Origin of the sequence: Kamptonema animale CS-326 (assembly GCF_028330895.1) — a bacterium.
Lineage (GTDB): Bacteria > Cyanobacteriota > Cyanobacteriia > Cyanobacteriales > Microcoleaceae > Kamptonema > Kamptonema formosum.
This window is the reverse complement of sequence record NZ_JAQMUA010000350.1, coordinates 1-17,681: the sequence shown is the minus strand read 5'-3', so window position 1 is coordinate 17,681 and position 17,681 is coordinate 1. Positions and strand designations below refer to the sequence as shown.

The following is a 17,681-nucleotide window of genomic DNA, read 5'->3' as shown; positions in this document are numbered from 1 at the left end:
GTCACCGCCCAGAGGGCGGCGTTACGAACTCTAAGTTTGTTTGAACTTGCCTGGATCGGGTGCAGTTTTATTAGTCCAGTCACAAGTAAAGCCTTTAGTATCAGCAACAAACTGATTCCAGGGAACAGGGTTCACCGCCTCTGGAGTTGCAAAAACGATGTTAAACAAACCATCATCTCTAACTTCACCTAGTCGCACAAACTTAGCAAGGTGATGATTATTTTCCAGCATAACTTTACCGCCGGGAGCATCAAAAGTTTGTCCCAAAGCTGCTGCTCTTACCTTCTCTAAATCATCCGCTGTTCCTGCTTTCTCAACTGCTTGCTTCCACAGGTAAACCATAATGTAAGCAGCTTCCATCGGGTCATTTGTTACTCGCTCTGCGCCGTATTTTGCTTTGAAAGCGTCAACAAATTTTTTATTTGCAGGAGTGTCAACGGTCATAAAGTAATTCCATGCCGCGTAATGACCTTTGAGATATTCCACACCAATTGCTTTGACTTCTTCCTCAGCAATGCTGACCGACATTGACGGATACTTGTCGGGCCCTAATCCTGCACCCTGTAACTGCTTAAAGAATGCTACGTTGCTGTCGCCATTTAAGGAATTGAAAATCACGCCACCGTCAGGCAAAGCCGCCTTGATTTTGGTAATAATCGGCGTAACTTCAGTACCTCCAAGGGGAATGTAGTCTTCGCCAACTACTTCTCCGCCTTTCTCGGCTAATTGCGCCTTGATAATAGTGTTTGCCGTGCGGGGAAAAACGTAGTCAGAACCAACTAAGAAGAATTTTTTACCTTTGTTTTGCAACAGCCAATCAACGGCGGGTTCTATCTGTTGATTCGGTGCGGCACCTGTGTAAAAAATGTTCTTGGAACACTCTTGACCTTCGTATTGTACGGGATACCAGAGCATATGATTTTTCTGCTCAAATACTGGCAATACCGCCTTACGACTAGCAGAAGTCCAACAGCCAAAGACAGTGACAACTTTATCCTGGTCAATTAATTTTTTAGCTTTCTCTGCGAAAGTCGGCCAATCAGATGCGCCATCTTCTACGATCGCTTCAATTTGCTTACCCAGTACGCCACCTGCTTTGTTAATCTCCTCGATCGCTAACTGTTCGGCATCAACGACGCTCTTTTCGCTAATTGCCATCGTGCTGCTTAGAGAGTGCAAAATACCTACTTTAATGGTATTTCCGCTGCCGGCTGCTGGCGACGGAGATGCACTAGGCGTTGGAGAAGCATCAGAACTTGCTGTAGGAGTTGGACTCTTACAAGCTTTCAATAGCAAACTCGTTGCCAGGGTAGCTGAACTGTATAAAAGAAATTGCCGCCGATCAAATCGCTTTACCATGTCCTTTCTCTAAGTCCTAAATAGATGAGTTAGGTGATATTGCAGCCTATCACATTACGGTGTGATATTAGGACTAGGTTAAGTGTTTAGTTGTATTTTTAGATACAAAAATCAAAGTTGACAAAACGAAGATTTAGTGCATGGTGTTGTTTGATTTTTTTCTGGATAATTTTCGCGCGATCGCCGATTACTAATTAGATATGAAGTTTTGTAAAATGCGGAGGGGTGCGATCGCCTGAAAGCTGATCTCTCTGAGATAGTTTGAAGGGCCAACTATTTCATTAAAATCACATTAATCAACTGATAGAGTACACCTTTGCACGTTTAAATGAAGGAATAAATGGCAGTGCAGATTTCTAGTTTGCTCAAGAAATTGCAAATTTAAAAGCTGAGTAAGTAGAGCGAGATCTTATTGTGACAGCACCATTTCTAGATCGTTGCATACAGATATTTTTTGAATACTAAAACTCCCGTATAAAATTGAAATCTCAAAAATATCCGTGTGAATTACAGCAGGTTTTCTATGACTATCCTCGCCTAAATGAATGCCAATCAAATCAGCTTCAGTATCTTGTGCATCTTCAGGATGAAACACATCCCAATTGATTTTGTGGCAATCGTGAAATACTAGCTTGTAAGGCAGTCTATCACCTGTAGGATCGTAAACACACTCAAATAATAATTCATTTCCCCAATTAGATACCTTTACATTAGTCACCAGGGATGTCAGTCCACCAATATTAAGTTGTTCATAGTCATCTGGCATATTAATCACTCACTTTTTCTTCAGTATTGTGTGTACGAGGAATCGGGTTGCCAAATCGATCGCGTGTTTGGAGTAAACTACCATCTTTATCAAGTCGCAAACCCTTATTTATTCTTCTTCCATCTCTACCGTATTCTGGGGCAGGTATACGTACAACTTCACCATCGGGGCGAATATGTACTTGGGATTTATCAGCAAATGAGTATTCAATATAACAGCCTTGAGTAGTCTTTACTTTAGCGCCAAGACCACGCAAAAAATCATCGGCTTCTTGGCGAGTCATACCCGTTAAATCTCCAAACTCAGATGCAATTCCATTCCCGCCCACGCCTTGACTCGGCACGCAAGTCTCCCTATTCTACCTTTAACTAGCGATTGCCATTTCAACTTTAGCACAGCAGGAAAAACACAAGAGCGATCGCCAAGTAATAATAACCTCAAATTTACCATTCTTGCTCCGAACTTGGAGGCAAACGCAACTTCGGAAATCGATAAAAAGTATCTCCCTCATCATCTACTTCTAAAACTGCTGAAAAAACCTGAACTTGCCGCTTTAAGTACTGTTCAGCAACTTGAGCCTCAACCCTAGCCTTTGCAGCCAGTTGAATCAAAGAAACCTGGCTATTTTGTTTTTCCAACAACAGATAAAAAGCCTCATCTAACTGTCGCTTCTGCTTCTTTTCATTAACACTATTTAAAACCAATAATCCTAACAGAGAACCCAAGCCAATTATAAATACAAATTGTAGAATTGCCATAGTAATAAAACCACTTATTCAAACGAATGCTAAACATAAATAGTATAGCAATTGTCTTGGCGGTCAGGGGGCTACTAATTGCTCAAACCTTTGCTGAAGATTGTTCTCTAGCTGTTGCCTTTCGCCCTCTGCCTTTTCACAAAGGCTAATCTAGCGAGAAAAAATTTGTAATTAGTAGAGAAGCGATCGATCGCGTCTCTACTAAAAAATTATTAATTCTCCACTAACCAGCTTGAGGCTGAAGCAAATTCTTTGCTCCTCGAATCACCTTAGCAGAAATAATTGCATCTCCCTGCTTCAGGTTCTCCAAAACCTCTTTCCCATCAATCACGTAACCGAAAACAGCATAGCGACCATCTAACAAATTGAGGCCAGCAGGTGTTAACTCCGGTTCAAATAGGAAAAAGAAAAACTGCGAAGAAGCGCTATCCGGTTCTGCTTCCACTCGTGCCATCGCCACAGTACCATAAGCAGAAAAAGGCAAAACTGGCTGATCGCGATAGCGTCCTGCATCTTCTAAAGTAATCCCATAAGTCGGTTTTTTATCCCCTCTAACCATTACCTCCAAAGGAATATTACGGTATACCCCTGTAGCTGGATCGATGAAACCAACTTCAGAACCAGGCGGATCTCCAGCTTGTAGTACATAAGATTCTTCGGAGCGAATAAACTTCAAACCGTTGTAAAAACCCCGTTCTACTAAATCAACAAAATTGCCAGCCGTCACAGGAGCGCTATAGCCATCAACTACAAACGTAATCTGTCCTTTTTCAGTTTCCATCTCTATTGTAGCCCGACCTTTAAGTTGAGGCAGATGAGAGTATTCTGAAGGTACTTCAAAAGGAAACTCCTTCACCATCAACTCTTCGAGGTCGGCAATTTTATTAAGAAGTTCGCCTTTTTGTTTGCCTACTTCTTCCTTGTCCTTGACCTCAACAGCCTTTTGCAATTCTGCAACTCCGGCATTGATCTCTGCAATTAGGGCTTCAGCTTCAGGCTTTTGTTCATCAGAAATACTTTTTAGAATCTCATTTGAGCGGATACTCAGAACCTTTGAAGCCTTTTTAACATCGTTACCAATCGGCCCCCAACGTTTAGCTAGGATGTGGTTGCTAATATCTTCTAAACTGGTTTGGATATCTCGCACCGCCTCATTATCAATGGGTAAGGCGTACCGCAGGAGGGCCTGGCTATCAGTAATGGCATTACCAGCAGGCATACTGCTAGAGCGTCTTGCCGCCTGGGAAACTGGGCTTAAACTTAACGAAAGGGTAAATAGCAGCAGTGCTAAGATGCTTACCTTGAGCCAACGCTTGCCCGTATCAATCAGGAAATTACGCAAATCCAGCATAAGTTTAATATTTTATGATCTTTCTCATCTTCCCACAGGGCCGTCCGCCCTTTGACTTATAGCAACCGCCAAGGCGGTTAGGGGCTAGGGGCTAGGGGCTAGGGGCTAGGGAAGAAGGGAAGAAGGGGAAGAGGAAAACTGCTGTAACTTTAGATGCCAGACTTTGCTTTGTGTGCGGGGATAGAAGCTTTTTGGCTTTGGTTACACCTCCTTGCCCCGTTGGGCGGTAAAATAAAATGCCGATTGTTCTTTTTAAGCCGTCAGCACCCCCACTGAAGTGAGGAGGCTTGATGCCTCTAAATTCGGTTAACTGACCACCTGAAGTCTTAATTGACTAAGTTTTTAAGGTCAAGATACCTAAATAAGCGTCGCTTAAGACTTGAACCGGGGAGTCTAATGTAGGGCTAAACTAGGTTTGCCTACATTTTTAGAAGCGGTTTTCACACTTACCAGATTTTTTTATGATTTCGAGTAATGACTTTCGACCAGGTGTTTCAATTGAGTGGAATAACGGGGTGTGGAAAGTGGTTGAATTCCTCCACGTTAAGCCCGGAAAAGGCTCAGCTTTTGTGCGGACGAAATTAAAAAACGTACAAACCGGAAACGTAGTAGAACAAACTTTCCGAGCTGGGGAGAGTTTACCTCAAGCCAACCTGGAAAAGAGTTCTATGCAGCATACCTATAAAGATGGCGATCAGTTTGTCTTTATGGATATGGAAACTTATGAAGAAACGACTCTGAGAGCGGCCCAGATTGGCGATCGCGTCAAGTACCTGACAGAAGGGATGGAGGTTAATATTCTCCGCTGGGGCGAACAAATTCTAGAGGTGGAACTGCCTAATGCTGTGGTCTTGGAAGTAATACAAGCAGATCCCGGTGTTAAAGGAGATACTGCTACTGGTGGCAGTAAACCTGCGATCGTCTCAACTGGGGCTCAGGTGATGGTGCCGCTATTTATTTCCGCAGGGGAACGGATTCGGATCGATACCCGCACCGATAGCTACCTTGGTCGCGAATAAAGGCTATGTCTAGATAGTTTTGAGTTTTGAGTTTTGAGTTTTGAATTAAAAGATTTACTTAAAACTCAGCACTCAAAATTCATCACTACAGAAAACGCCATTTTCAATTACCCAATTAACCCATTACCGATTAACTTGCTGTGCAACTAGACTTAAACCAGCTTTGCGAACTGCTGACGGTTTTAGACTCTACTGGCATTTCGGAGCTGAACTTAAAAAGTGCAGATTTTGAATTGACGGTGCGAAAAGGCTCTGCTCTCAGGGAACCAGGGGCTCCTTCCCTGGGTGATGCTGCCAATTCTGATGCGATCGCCAATCGCTCCGATATTGTGACTGATGGGGCTATTTCTGAGGCAGTTGCCCTGACGGGGGCATTGGTTGCTTCTGCACCCCTAAGTTCGGGGGTGAATGCTGATGCTAAAGGTATTCCTCAGACAGGTGCTAGTGCTGCTCGACCGATAGCGGTTCCCCCCCCGGCAGAACCTAAATGGGTGGAGGTCATCTCCCCGATGGTGGGAACTTTTTACCGGGCTCCTGGGCCTGATGAGCCGCCTTTCGTGCAGGTTGGCGATCGCGTCAGAGTTGGTCAGACAGTCTGTATCATTGAAGCTATGAAACTAATGAACGAGATTGAAACAGAAGTGTCCGGTTGCGTGGTGGAAATTTTGATTCAGAACGGCGAACCTCTGGAATACGGTCAGCCACTGATGCGGATTAATCCTGAATAAGGATTACTGTATTGTTATAAACACTAAATGTTAGTATTTGGGGATCAGTTCTTTCAGGTGAGTTTGATGACATCATCCCAGCCTGTACCACAAGAAGTTGTGCAGCAAGTTGCTGAGTATTTCAGCATTCTCAGTGAACCGATGCGTTTGCGGATTTTAAACCTGCTTCGTGACGGTGAAAAGTGCGTTCAAGAGTTGGTGGAAGCAACCGAAACCAGTCAAGCCAATGTTTCTAAACATCTGAAACTCATGCTTCAGGCTGGTATTCTCACTCGTCGGAGTGAGGGAACTTCAGCCTACTATCGGGTGGCAGATGAATTGATTTTTGAGCTGTGCAATTTGGTATGCGATCGCCTCGCGGCCCGTATCGAACAGCAAGCCCGTCATTTTCGGGAATTTAGTTTAGCCAGCAAGCAGTAGGGGGAATTGGTAGATGCCTTGAGGCAATGGGCAATCTGCCATAGTTTTTCAGTATTTGCCAATTGCCAATTACCCATTACCGCAGGCTAACAATTACTGGAGAGCAAAATCTTTCTCAAAGGTGGAGCGAGTGCTCGGCCAAGCTACCTCTAAGCCTTCACCACCTAAAATTTTTAACGGTTTTCCGTCTACAGAAATCCAGACTTTGGCATCAGGTTGCAAACTGGTAGCCGTGAATATTACTTGTCCCAAACGCCCAATCATGGAAGTGCTACCACCGCCAGAGGTAAATTCCTCTGACAAATTTACGTAAACGCCATCGTCTACCACTTTTACACTCTCAATTTTTGTACCCTTGGGGATTTCGCTCTGGGCATTCGCATCTGTGGGGCCTGCTAACAAGTGCTCGAAAGCACCTTTGATAGCTGTATCGGGCTTCTGGATATCCTGAGTGGCTAATTTATCAGGCACGATCTGAAAATTGCCGCCTGTATCTTTGAGCCAGTAGACTTGAACTGTTTTATTCGTGGTTGAGCCTGAAGGTAGGGGCACGGGAGACTGCGGCTTGAGAGCCGACTCCGAACCCTGAGATGGCTGAATCTGGGCAGGAGAGGGAACTGGTACGGGGATAATTACACTTGGTGTATTGCTGGGACTAGGGGATGCTGCGGGGACGGTAGGGGGAGCAGAAGATTGGCTGCTACGGAGATTGGGATTTTGCGTTGTCCACCACGCTATGCCCCCACCAGCAGCTAAAACGAATCCACAAACACCTGCAATGAGGGCTAAAGGGACTTGGCGAATTTTTTGTCGATCTTTCATATTAAAATTTCTCCTTGAGGATCGGTCGCTTTAAGGGGTGAAGAGCTACTTCAGATAGCTACATTTAGCTACATTTGTCTCTAGTTAGATTCTGGAAACGCCTGCGGCGGCTGATGCAAGCTTTACCAGCCTTAAGTATATCGAGAGCTATCTTTTGCGTAGCTGAAATTTCTAGCCTTCTACTTATTTGCTGGAGGGCTGACTCTACCGCTCCTGAGTTGAACGAGCCTGGTTGTAGTTGCTGCTAAATCTGGTAGTTTACAAGGCGGTGACGATGCTTGGTCAGATAGGCAATTTAGTTTCCAACTTGCAGACGATGGCAGTTTTGGAATCAGGCGATCGCATCCCCTACCCAACCTCGTCATCAAAAAGCCTCAGTTTGTTTAATTTGTTTATTGGAACCACCAACCTTGTTGGTTACTTTTTGGGCAAAAAAGGGCAAATTTACGACTCAAATATTTTAGCATCTGTTGACGTACTGCTTTTTCAACACCTTCTAGGGTAGCTATTTTTTTTGACTCGATCGTTACGTCGTTGTCACCACTACTACACAAACGAAGTCCGCCGTAGTTTACTTGCAGAACGAAGTGAAAGGCGGACTAAAGAATATAAAGAGGTATTTAAGCCGGAGTTTATATCACTCAGGTCGCTCCAATTGCTGCTGCATCAACTCTTTAAGCTGAATAAGCTGTTCTTGCGTCAATATTTGGCGCTCCGCTAACATCAGTTCAAAGTGATTGTTATCGATTTGCTGGCGTAGGGTTTGGATGTACTGCTGTTGTTGTCGCAATTGCTCTAAAGGGGCACTGCTTTCTAAGAGCGATCGCATTTTCCCATCCGCCTCAAAAAGTTGGTCTTGTACCTTCTGGATAACTTTGATACCTTGTTCGCGAACCGCGTGGATGCGCGATCGCTGTTCGTTGCTGAGATCGATATTTTTTGCCCAAGGGGGTTCCGTCTGACTCGCTGATTCCATCCCCATCATCGGAGGATGTGGGGGGGGTGGCGGACAGGGTGGGAATTGAGCGATCGCACTTCCAGCACTTACATTCCTCAATTGCGATTGATTAACCCCAACTCCACTCGCAATCTGTAGAATCAGAGATATTGTACCCAATACAAATAAATAACGTTTAATCATTAGATCGTCCCTGAAAATGATTTGAACTTGAATTGTCTATTTTCTAATTCAACAATTTGAATATGACAGCTCTACCTACAATTGAATGACAAATTTGTAATGTTCGTTAATCCTAGACCGTAGTATAATCAGAAAAGAGGCAAAAATATGAATATTCTGTATGTTGAAGATGAAGCCAAAATTGCTAGCTTTGTCTGTGCTGGATTGAAAGAACAAGGTTTTGTGGTTGATTATTGCGATAACGGTGATGAAGGTTATCTACGAGCAATGGATAACGAGTATGATGTGCTAGTTCTTGACATTATGCTTCCGGGTAAAGATGGATTGGCAATTCTTAAAAGTTTGCGCCGATCTGGTCGGAATGTACCCGTAATTTTATTAACAGCTCGTAATGAACTTGATGACCGCCTAGAAGGACTAAATCTTGGGGCTGATGATTATTTAGCCAAACCATTTTTTGTGGAAGAACTAATCGCACGTATTCATGCAGTTATCCGCCGCGTCTCTGGCGAACGGCAGAATATTTTGAGCCTGGGGCCCCTAAAATTAGATCGCATTACTCGCCAAGTTACTTGCAATCAGCAGTCTATAGAACTCACTACCCGCGAGTTCAATTTACTGGAGTATCTCATGCGTTCTCCGGGACGAGTTTTAACCCGCACGCAAATTTTAGAGCACGTTTGGGGCTATGATTTTAATCCAACTACAAACTTAGTTGATGTTTGTATTCAACGTATTCGTAAGAAGTTGGAACGAATGGGTGGAGCGAGTTGTATTGAAAGCGTGCGAGGAGTTGGTTACTGTTTTCGTAAACCGGAAGTTTAATCGTGAAATGGCATTCTTTTCGTCTCCGAATTACCCTTTTATCTGTAATTCTTGCAGGTAGCGCTTTAGTAGGTTTTGGCTTAGTCTCTTGGTTTCAAATTTATCAGACAAAATTAGCTCGTCTTGACGATCAGATCAAAAGTCATTTATTGCGGGAATCTTCTGCACCGCGTCCCCTAGAGCATTGGGAGTCTTATGAGTTCGCGTTACCATCTTTCTTCAGTGTTGATTCCCAGGCAAAGATTGCACTATTGGTGCTTGATGTTGATGGAAATGTCTTGTTTCAATCTACCAGTTGGCCCTCTGATTTAGATCGAGCGGGATTATTTCCTCCCCAAGATCCTTTCAGACCACCACCGCACTTTCCTCCTCCCAGACAAGGCTCCCAGTACCCCTACCCACCACCGAGAGAGGAAGAGGAATTCCCCCCAGGGCCACCACCGCCACCACCAGAAGAAGGGCTTTTTCCCCCTTCAGAATCCCGTAGAGAACGACCACAATTTAGAGATGAAAATAGACATGAAAATAGACCTGAAAAGCACCTAAACAAGTTATCTCCACTGGTGAAACGTCATACTAAGACGGGAACTTGGCGGGTTGGGGGAGTGACATCTCCTTTTATTCAGATTGCGATCGCAGTCAGTTTCACTGAATTAGAGCACGAAATGAGTGCGATTAGTAATATCTTTCTGATTTCAGTACCATCAGTTTTGATTGTAGTCGCGATCGCGGCGTGGTTTCTATCTGAAAGGGCCTTAAAACCAATCCGTAAAGTTACGGCGACTTTACAAAGAGTGACAGCAAAAGGATTAGATCAGCGCATTCCCATTAGCGCAGTAGATGTGGAATTTTTGGAACAAATAGAGGTGTTTAATCAGATGATGGAACGTCTAGAACGTAGCTTTCAACAAGCATCGCGTTTTAGCGCGGATGCGGCCCATGAACTGAAAACACCTTTAGCAATTTTGCAAGGTGAATTAGAGAGGACATTGCAACAGGCTGATTCTGGTTCCGAACTCCAGCAAAATTTGAGTAATTTGCTGGATGAAGTGGGCCGTTTGGGTTCAATTGTCCGTAAGTTACTATTGCTATCTTTAGCGGATGCGGGACAAATGCGCTTACACAAAGTTGAGATCGATTTATCAGAACTTTTGGCGACTTTAGCTGAAGATATTGAACTATTAGCGCCTCATTTAACTGTACATTTACAGATTCAGCCGGGATTACGAGTTAAGGGCGATCGGGATTTATTGATCCAAGTATTGCAAAATTTGATTACTAATGCTGTCAAGTATAATCTAGCGTCGGGTTGGGTGCGGGTTGAGGCGCAGTGTAAGGAGTTGATGGTTTCTGTAACTGTGAGTAACTCTTCTCATGATATCCCTGTACGCGATCGCGAACGAATTTTTAACCGATTTCACCGGGGAGATTCTGCCCATAATCGCCATATTGAAGGTCTAGGTTTAGGATTGAGTTTATCCCGTGAAATTGCCCGCGCTCACGGTGGAGAGTTAAAATTAGATTCGACATCTCTTGGTCAAACTGCTTTTACTTTAAGATTAACAGGATTTACGGGGCGGTTAAAAAAAAGTAAGGCTTGAGATTACTTACTTCGTAGCCTACATCCTTTAACAACTCGACAAGGCATTTGGCTTGGGAGTTTTCATTACTGGAAATTGTAAGTAAGTAGGCGCAGCCAGCCGCAGGCATCGCGCTTCTTTTTGCGAGGGAAGAGAGGAGCGATCGGACTTATCTTACCTACATCAGATACAAAAAAATAATTTGTGGCGATTACACTTCATCGAACTCACGTTTATCAACCTTCTAAGTAGAAGGAAGAAGGATTTAGTTATCTAGGAGAGAATGTTTATACAGTTAGCTTTTTAGCCATCTCGATCTTATACTTAATTAGCTGGATTTGCTTAATTCTTTCTAATTTAACTTAAATAATTTCTACCGCAAGAAATAGATCGAACTCTATCTCATGAGGGATATCAATATAAAAAAAAGTAAATGTAGCAACTGTTTAATGATTTATCTGGCTCAAAAGGTACATGACTTCGATCCTATTAATGATTAAGGTTTGGGTGAAATGACAAATTTAGGAGAACAGTAATGAAAATTCGTTATTTGTACACCTCGACGTTAGGCGTAACACTGCTCACTTTAGGACTTGCGGCGGGCGCAATTGCACCTTATCTTGTACCACTTCAACTCCGGCACTAGCGACTTCACCTGCGAATACGACCTTTCCTGAGACACAAAATTATTGGGCACAGCCCTTCATTCATAATTTGGCAGAACGCGATATTGTCACAGGCCATCCTGACAATACCTTCCGCCCTGAACAACTCGCAGACCAACCAGCGGCTCAATATGTTGTGGGTCGTTAGTCTTATGGAGAGAGAGCTTTTATGCAAAGGGTTGAAAAACAATCACTAGAGTCGAAACTCGAAAAAATAGGCAATGTTTTGCGCGTAACTGGGTGGATTGGACTCTCTGCCCAAATTGGCTTTGGCGCAATTGCTTTATTGATGGTTGTGTTCGCGATCGCGGGTCGAAATTTCAGTCAAGCGACTGCACTTCCACCTGGTGTGGCTCCCGGTATTGGCGTGAATCTCAACCGAGGTGTCACTCCAGGCATTGGAATTGGCATCTTTTGGGCAGTCTGTGGCATTCTGGCGCTGCTGGTGGGGATTTACTTTGCTTTTCGTCAAACACGATTTGCCAAACGTTTGCGCCATGCAGACACCATGAAACATCCTGCGAAATCGGAGGTCATGAAAGTTCTACGTTTAAGCGCGATCGTCGGCCTAGTGGGAATGCTGCTAACGATCTTAGGTGGAGGCGCAACGTTAGGGATACTGTTCTCCAAAGCGATCGCTCAGGCCCAAGGTGTTGCTATTTACGATCCGAATCGTGTGATTCGTTCGCTCGATATCATGGTGGCAATGGCAAACATGAGCGGCATTGCTGCCCACTTTGTGGGTACTGTTGCTTCTCTGAGCGTGTTTGAATGGCTGCATCGTTAATTTACCAATAGGCTCAGCTTCAATTAACTAATAACTTGATGTTCGAGAACTGGAAAAACGCTTCTGTTAGAGGATGAAAAGCCAATGCGACAGCTTCTTATGCAAGTGCCGCAGGGATGTGGAAAAACTGTTTTAGAGATTGCAAAAGCCTGTGATGGCACTAACCTGGCAAAAATTGAAGCGACGGGAGTTCAGCAACCGTTGGACTTGGTATTTGTTCACATTTCCAATGGCAAGCTTGAAAAGCTGCTTGAGAAACTGCAAGATATACCGGATTTAAGCTTTACGCTGCTGCCAACTGGTGTCATGGCGCTACATCCACCTGCTGATGCTGCCCCCGATCGGGTAACAAATGTTGAAGAGCGTAGCCCGATCGAACTCTTTCTTTCAGGGCTGCAAAGCACCGGATCTTGGAAAGGATTTCTCAGCTATGCAGCGATCGCTGGAGTCGTCGTTTGGATTGGCTTGTATACCAGCACCAGTTACCTCTTGGTAGCCGCGATGTTGCTGGCTCCGTTTGCCGGCCCCGCGATGAACACAGCTCTGGCAACCGCAAGGGGCGATCGCCAACTGCTTCGGCGCAGCGTTGTCCGGTATTTTGCCGCTTTAGGCGTGACGATCGTTACCACTGCTTTACTCAGTTGGATACTCCAGCAGCAGATTCCCTCCAATTTGATGATCGACAGCAGCCAAATTTCCACAGTTTCGGTTTTGATTCCGATGACAGCGGGAGCAGCGGGAGCGTTGACTTTAATCCAGTCCGATCGCAGCAGTTTGGTGTCGGGAGCCGCTACTGGAATGCTGGTTGCGGCATCGCTGGCTCCACCCGCAGGCATTGTTGGCATGGCAGGGGCGATCGGGCGTTGGGATTTAGTCACCAACGGACTCTTTTTACTGCTGCTGCAACTGGGTGGTATCAATTTCTCTGCCGCACTGTTGTTTCGCCTGTTTGGAGGATTGTCCACTCAGGGAGCGCGTTATCAGCGTGGGCAACGTGGTGTGTTTCCAATCTCAGTGGGGCTAAGTGCGATCGTGCTGGTCGGCTTGCTGATTTGGCAATTTTCTAGCCCGCCCAACTTAGAACGCTCTAGTCGCGCTCAGCGGGCAAATGCTGAATTGCAGCAGGTCGTACAGCAAAATGATTCCGCTCAACTGGTTGAGTCCAATGTGCGTTTTACCAGAGCTAATATTCAGGGGCAAAATACCTTGCTGTGTGTGGTGTATGTTCAGCGTCAGCCAGAGGCGACTCAATCGACTGAACAAATCCGCACCGATTTGACTCAAGCCATTCAAGCTCACCTGGTGGCACAAGGTTTCAATGCGATGCCCCTGGTCAACGTAATTGTGCTGGAAAAACCTGCTGTTAAACCATGACATTCAATTATCGCGATGAAACCCTTGGATCGATCCGAAAAGCAAGCAATAGAATACGAGCAACAGCAAATCTTGCAGCAGCTTGAAGATTGGCTGGAACTGCCAATGCTGTTGTTGAGTTTTGCTTGGCTCGGTCTATTTGTAGTGGAACTGACTTGGGGACTGACTCCTCTTTTAGATGCAATTAGCATCGTCATTTGGGGCGTGTTTATTCTGGAATTTATTCTTAGACTATCGCTTGCGCCCCGCAAGGCTGCTTATCTTAAAACAAACTGGATTACAGCCATTGCACTGCTTTTACCTGCCTTGCGCGTGTTGCGGTTTGCGCGGGTGCTGCGAATTTTACAAACTACGCGAGCAGTTCGAGGCTTACGGCTGTTGCGTGTGATGACTCGCACCAATCACAGTATGCGATCGCTCGCAGGCAACTTTGCGCGGCGTGGTTTTGGCTATGTGGTAATGACGACAGCAATCATTACACTGGTTGGGGCTGCGGGAATGTATGCTTTTGAGCAAGATGCTCCAGATTTGCCCGGATTTGATAGCTACAGCACTGCGCTTTGGTGGACAGCCATGCTGATGACCACAATGGGATCGGACTACTTTCCCAAAACGGCAGAAGGTCGCATCCTTTGTTTTCTGCTGGCGCTGTATGCGTTTGCTGTATTTGGCTATGTAACAGCAACGTTAGCCACATTCTTTATCGGACAAGATGCTGACGATGACGAAGCAGAGATTATCGGAGCAAAATCGATCGATGCCCTACGAGACGAAATTACAGCCTTGCGAACCGAGATTCAGAGCTTGAGACAGGAGAATTTACAACCTTAGAGAGAAGTTAGTTCTCCTGATTTCCTTATATGGTGTTGACATTAGACTTGTCGATTAATAACAAGAAAAATAGCTGAAAGACCCGCTACGCATAGGTTGCAGCGATTCTTTTTCAACGACTGAAATGCCTACTAGATAAGGATTTCAAGGGTTTTGCGTCTGATTTCCAGACAACTCTATTAATTGTCTTTACTACTTTTTTCAGTTATGAACAATCAAATAAGTTTAGGAGAGTAAGTGTAGGAGAGTAACTGAGATGAAACAACAGCGATCAAAATTTATCGCTGCACTCAAGCTAGGGATTGTAACCTTTCTCGGATTACTTGCAATTTATCTCGGCTTGCCTGCCCTATTGCTGCTGTTGCGAGTTCCGTCCTTTGCTTTGGGCAACGATTCTGTGTGGATTTTGCGCTGGCAAAATGACGCAATCCGATCGGGAATTGAGTTTAATTTACTACCGTTGACGATCGTGGCGATCGCAGTTAGTTTCATCAGCTATGCACTTCAACGTAGGTAAAACTGAAAAAATACGGGTAATTTAGGATGCACAAATATTGGTACAAAAATACAATTGTTTACTCGCTTGATGTCAAAACCTTTATGGATTCTGATGGTGACGGCATTGGTGATTTTCAAGGATTAACGCAGCGGTTAGATCACCTGTCAGGATTAGGAATTACCTGTCTCTGGCTGTTACCGTTTTACCCATCCCCTAATCGAGACAATGGCTACGATGTCATGGATTACTACAACATCGATCCCCGGTTGGGAACGTTAGGCGATTTTGTTGAATTCATACATCAGGCGCGAGAGTGTGGCATCCGCGTCATTGTCGATCTGGTCATAAATCACACTTCAATTGAGCATCCCTGGTTTCAGAAAGCCAGAAGCGATCGCCACTCGCGCTACCGTGACTATTACGTTTGGTCTGAGCAGCCGCAGGAAAATCTGAGCCTGATTGCGTTCCCAACCGTAGAAGATAGCCTCTGGGAATATGATGACCAGGCAAAGGCCTACTATCTCCATCATTTCTTCAAAGAACAGCCCGATCTCAATATTGCTAACCCTGCCGTTCGAGAAGAAATTTGCAAAATTATTGGCTTTTGGGTGGAGCTAGGCGTATCTGGATTTCGCATTGATGCGGCTTCCTATGTTGTTGAAGAGTTTGGTATGGAGCAAATCAGTCAGCAAGACTTGCACCTCTTTCTGGAAGAACTGCGATCGTTCCTCACCTCACGTCGCGGCGATGCCATTTTTCTAGCAGAAGCAAACGTGAAGCCAGACAAAATTTCCGTTTATTTTAATAACGGCGATCGAATGCAAATGCTATTCAATTTTTTGCTGAATCAGTATTTGTTTCTCGCCCTTGCTCGTCAACAAGCAGCACCGTTGCGGCAGGGCTTGCAAAGCTTGCCTCAGATTCCGCAATCCTGTCAGTGGTTAAACTTCGTTCGCCATCACGATGAACTGACGCTCGATTGCCTTAGCGACTCAGAACAACAAGAAATTTTCAGCGCCTTTGCTCCCCAGGAAAATATGCAGATTTTTGGGCGAGGTATTCGTCGTCGTCTGCCGCCGATGATGCAGGCTGATACCCGCCGAATTCAACTCACCTACAGCCTGATGTTTAGCCTACCCGGTACGCCACTGCTGTATTATGGCGACGAAATTGGGATGGGTGATGATTTGTCTTTAGAAGGCCGCACCAGTGTCCGAACGCCGATGCAGTGGTCGGATGAGCACAATGGGGGCTTTTCCAGTGCTGAACCAGAAGCGTTAACTCAACCTATGATTGCCGAGGGTAACTATCGCTACCAGCGGGTTAACGTTGTTGCCGAGCAGCGTAACCCCACATCTTTAGTTAACTGGATGGAGCGAATTATTCGCCTTCGTAAGCAGTGTCCTGAATTGGGTGAGGGAACGTTGAGCTTCATCGATGTTGACGATCCCGGTGTATTGGCTCATTGCTGTCAGTGGCAAACTAAAGCCGTTCTTGCGGTTCACAATTTGACCGACCAAGATTGTACTGTCCGGCTCAAATCCCACCCGGATAAGCACTTAACTGACCTGTTTGGCGATCGTCAATATGAATCTTTGGGCGATGCCAACACAATTTTCCTTTCTGCTTACGGCTACCGTTGGTTTCGCATCAGTTCAACGCATTAATGCAATGACAAATCCAGAATGGAGATAGTAATATGGTGCAAATTGGCTATCACGCTTCTCACGAACAGTTCAAACCGAGTGCTTTGCTCAAGGCTGTGCAGATGGCAGAGCAGGCAGGGTTTACGCTAGCACTTTCTTCCGATCACTTTCACCCCTGGAGCGAAGCACAGGGACAAAGTGGCTTTGCCTGGTCGTGGCTGGGTGCGGCAATGCAAGCAACGCCAACCCTTTCTTACCGGGTTGTCTGTGCGCCCGGACAGCGGTATCATCCCGCCATCATTGCCCAGGCTGCGGCAACGCTTGCAGAACTGTTTCCGGATCGCTTTTGGCTAACTGTTGGCAGTGGTCAGGCACTCAACGAACATATTACCGGAGACAAGTGGCTGTGTAAGCGCGATCGCAATGTTCGACTGAAAGAATGCGTGGACATCATCCGGGCACTGTGGGCAGGTGAAACAGTTACTCATCAAGGACTCGTGTGTGTTGAAGAAGCTAAACTTTACACTCGTCCTGAGATAAAACCGCCGATCGTTGGCGCAGCAATTACGCCTCAAACAGCGGAGTGGTTGGGCAGTTGGGCAGACGGACTCATTACGATTTCTCGTCCACCAGAAAAGCTAAAAGCAGTTGTGGATGCCTTTCGGCGAGGCGGTGGTGAAGGCAAGCCCATGATTTTGAAAGTGCAGCTTTCCTATGACGAGGATGAAGAGAGCGCCTGTCGAAAAGCACATCAGCAGTGGCACAATAACATTTTAAAAAATATTGTTATGACTGAATTGCAAACCCCCCAGCAGTTTGATGCAGCCGGAGAGTTTATTAAGCCAGAAGAATTAAACGAACACGTCCGCATCTCAGCCGACCTCCAACAGCACATTGAATGGCTGCAAAAAGACATCGAATTGGGTTTTGATGAGTTAATTCTGCACAACGTCAATTGCGAACAGAGACAGTTTATCGAAGTGTTTGGGGAGAAAGTTCTACCTATTCTGGCGCAACAGTAAGTAGAAGGAAGAAGGAAGAAGGAAGAAGGAAGAAGGAAGAAGGAAGAAGGAAGAAAAATTTAGTTATCTAGGAGAGAAGGAAGAATGT

Annotated in this window: 20 protein-coding genes; 13 read left to right on the top strand and 7 right to left on the bottom strand. The window is 45.2% G+C overall.

The annotated features are described in order from the left end of the window. Nucleotides 1-30: 30 nt before the first annotated feature. The 5 genes from urtA to PN499_RS20285 all read right to left on the bottom strand — a co-directional run bounded on the left by urtA (nt 31) and on the right by PN499_RS20285 (nt 4,234). Entirely contained in the window at nt 31-1,359 is a 1,329-nt protein-coding gene (gene urtA / locus PN499_RS20305; protein WP_272034032.1) for an urea ABC transporter substrate-binding protein, read from the bottom strand. A 409-nt stretch (nt 1,360-1,768) separates the two neighbouring features. Next, entirely contained in the window at nt 1,769-2,125 is a 357-nt protein-coding gene (locus tag PN499_RS20300) for a hypothetical protein (protein ID WP_272034030.1), read from the bottom strand. Nucleotide 2,126: 1 nt separating this feature from the next. After that, entirely contained in the window at nt 2,127-2,468 is a 342-nt protein-coding gene (locus PN499_RS20295; protein WP_272034028.1) for a hypothetical protein, read from the bottom strand. A gap of 100 nt (nt 2,469-2,568) precedes the next feature. Further along, nucleotides 2,569-2,883, bottom strand: a complete 315-nt coding sequence (locus tag PN499_RS20290) for a hypothetical protein (RefSeq protein ID WP_007354865.1) — start codon at nt 2,881-2,883, stop codon at nt 2,569-2,571. Nucleotides 2,884-3,106: 223 nt separating this feature from the next. After that, the gene (locus PN499_RS20285; RefSeq protein WP_272034026.1) at nt 3,107-4,234 is read right to left on the bottom strand and encodes a peptidylprolyl isomerase; all 1,128 of its coding nucleotides are present in this window, start codon (nt 4,232-4,234) and stop codon (nt 3,107-3,109) included. A gap of 461 nt (nt 4,235-4,695) precedes the next feature. On the opposite strand from PN499_RS20285, the gene efp reads away from it, so the two are divergent. The 3 genes from efp (at nt 4,696) to PN499_RS20270 (ending at nt 6,401) form a co-directional block, all read left to right on the top strand. Further along, entirely contained in the window at nt 4,696-5,253 is a 558-nt protein-coding gene (efp, locus tag PN499_RS20280; protein WP_272034024.1) for an elongation factor P, read from the top strand. Between the two features lie 140 nt (nt 5,254-5,393). Beyond that, nucleotides 5,394-5,981, top strand: coding sequence for an acetyl-CoA carboxylase biotin carboxyl carrier protein (gene accB / locus PN499_RS20275; protein ID WP_007357608.1), 588 nt, complete (start codon nt 5,394-5,396; stop codon nt 5,979-5,981). A gap of 27 nt (nt 5,982-6,008) precedes the next feature. Then, the gene (locus PN499_RS20270) at nt 6,009-6,401 is read left to right on the top strand and encodes an ArsR/SmtB family transcription factor (protein ID WP_007357607.1); all 393 of its coding nucleotides are present in this window, start codon (nt 6,009-6,011) and stop codon (nt 6,399-6,401) included. A 93-nt stretch (nt 6,402-6,494) separates the two neighbouring features. Here PN499_RS20270 and PN499_RS20265 read toward each other — a convergent pair whose 3' ends face one another. After that, a complete protein-coding gene (locus tag PN499_RS20265) occupies nt 6,495-7,223 on the bottom strand; it encodes a GerMN domain-containing protein (protein WP_272034021.1) in 729 nt (242 codons plus the stop codon). A 274-nt stretch (nt 7,224-7,497) separates the two neighbouring features. On the opposite strand from PN499_RS20265, the gene PN499_RS20260 reads away from it, so the two are divergent. After that, a complete protein-coding gene (locus PN499_RS20260) occupies nt 7,498-7,728 on the top strand; it encodes a hypothetical protein (protein WP_272034020.1) in 231 nt (76 codons plus the stop codon). 132 nt (nt 7,729-7,860) lie between these two features. Here the strand turns inward: PN499_RS20260 and PN499_RS20255 are convergent, their stop codons facing one another. After that, complete coding sequence (locus tag PN499_RS20255) at nt 7,861-8,364, bottom strand: Spy/CpxP family protein refolding chaperone (RefSeq protein ID WP_272034019.1); 504 nt, start codon at nt 8,362-8,364, stop codon at nt 7,861-7,863. 147 nt (nt 8,365-8,511) lie between these two features. Between PN499_RS20255 and PN499_RS20250 the strand changes: the two genes are divergently transcribed. From PN499_RS20250 to PN499_RS20210, 9 genes are all read left to right on the top strand, one after another. Then, complete coding sequence (locus PN499_RS20250) at nt 8,512-9,189, top strand: response regulator transcription factor (protein ID WP_272034018.1); 678 nt, start codon at nt 8,512-8,514, stop codon at nt 9,187-9,189. Nucleotides 9,190-9,191: 2 nt separating this feature from the next. Next, nucleotides 9,192-10,790, top strand: coding sequence for a sensor histidine kinase (locus PN499_RS20245; RefSeq protein ID WP_272034017.1), 1,599 nt, complete (start codon nt 9,192-9,194; stop codon nt 10,788-10,790). Nucleotides 10,791-11,483: 693 nt separating this feature from the next. Next, nucleotides 11,484-11,582: a hypothetical protein gene (locus PN499_RS20240; protein ID WP_272034016.1), complete on the top strand. Its 99-nt coding sequence runs from the start codon at nt 11,484-11,486 to the stop codon at nt 11,580-11,582. Nucleotides 11,583-11,603: 21 nt separating this feature from the next. Continuing rightward, entirely contained in the window at nt 11,604-12,221 is a 618-nt protein-coding gene (locus PN499_RS20235) for a DUF3611 family protein (RefSeq protein WP_272034015.1), read from the top strand. 84 nt (nt 12,222-12,305) lie between these two features. Continuing rightward, a complete protein-coding gene (locus PN499_RS20230; RefSeq protein WP_272034014.1) occupies nt 12,306-13,595 on the top strand; it encodes a DUF389 domain-containing protein in 1,290 nt (429 codons plus the stop codon). A gap of 15 nt (nt 13,596-13,610) precedes the next feature. Beyond that, the gene (locus PN499_RS20225; protein WP_272034013.1) at nt 13,611-14,426 is read left to right on the top strand and encodes an ion transporter; all 816 of its coding nucleotides are present in this window, start codon (nt 13,611-13,613) and stop codon (nt 14,424-14,426) included. Nucleotides 14,427-14,682: 256 nt separating this feature from the next. Continuing rightward, complete coding sequence (locus PN499_RS20220; protein ID WP_272034012.1) at nt 14,683-14,943, top strand: hypothetical protein; 261 nt, start codon at nt 14,683-14,685, stop codon at nt 14,941-14,943. A gap of 26 nt (nt 14,944-14,969) precedes the next feature. Then, a complete protein-coding gene (locus tag PN499_RS20215; protein ID WP_272034010.1) occupies nt 14,970-16,592 on the top strand; it encodes an alpha-amylase family protein in 1,623 nt (540 codons plus the stop codon). A gap of 32 nt (nt 16,593-16,624) precedes the next feature. Further along, nucleotides 16,625-17,593, top strand: a complete 969-nt coding sequence (locus PN499_RS20210; RefSeq protein ID WP_272034008.1) for a TIGR03885 family FMN-dependent LLM class oxidoreductase — start codon at nt 16,625-16,627, stop codon at nt 17,591-17,593. The last annotated feature ends 88 nt before the right edge of the window (nt 17,594-17,681 follow it).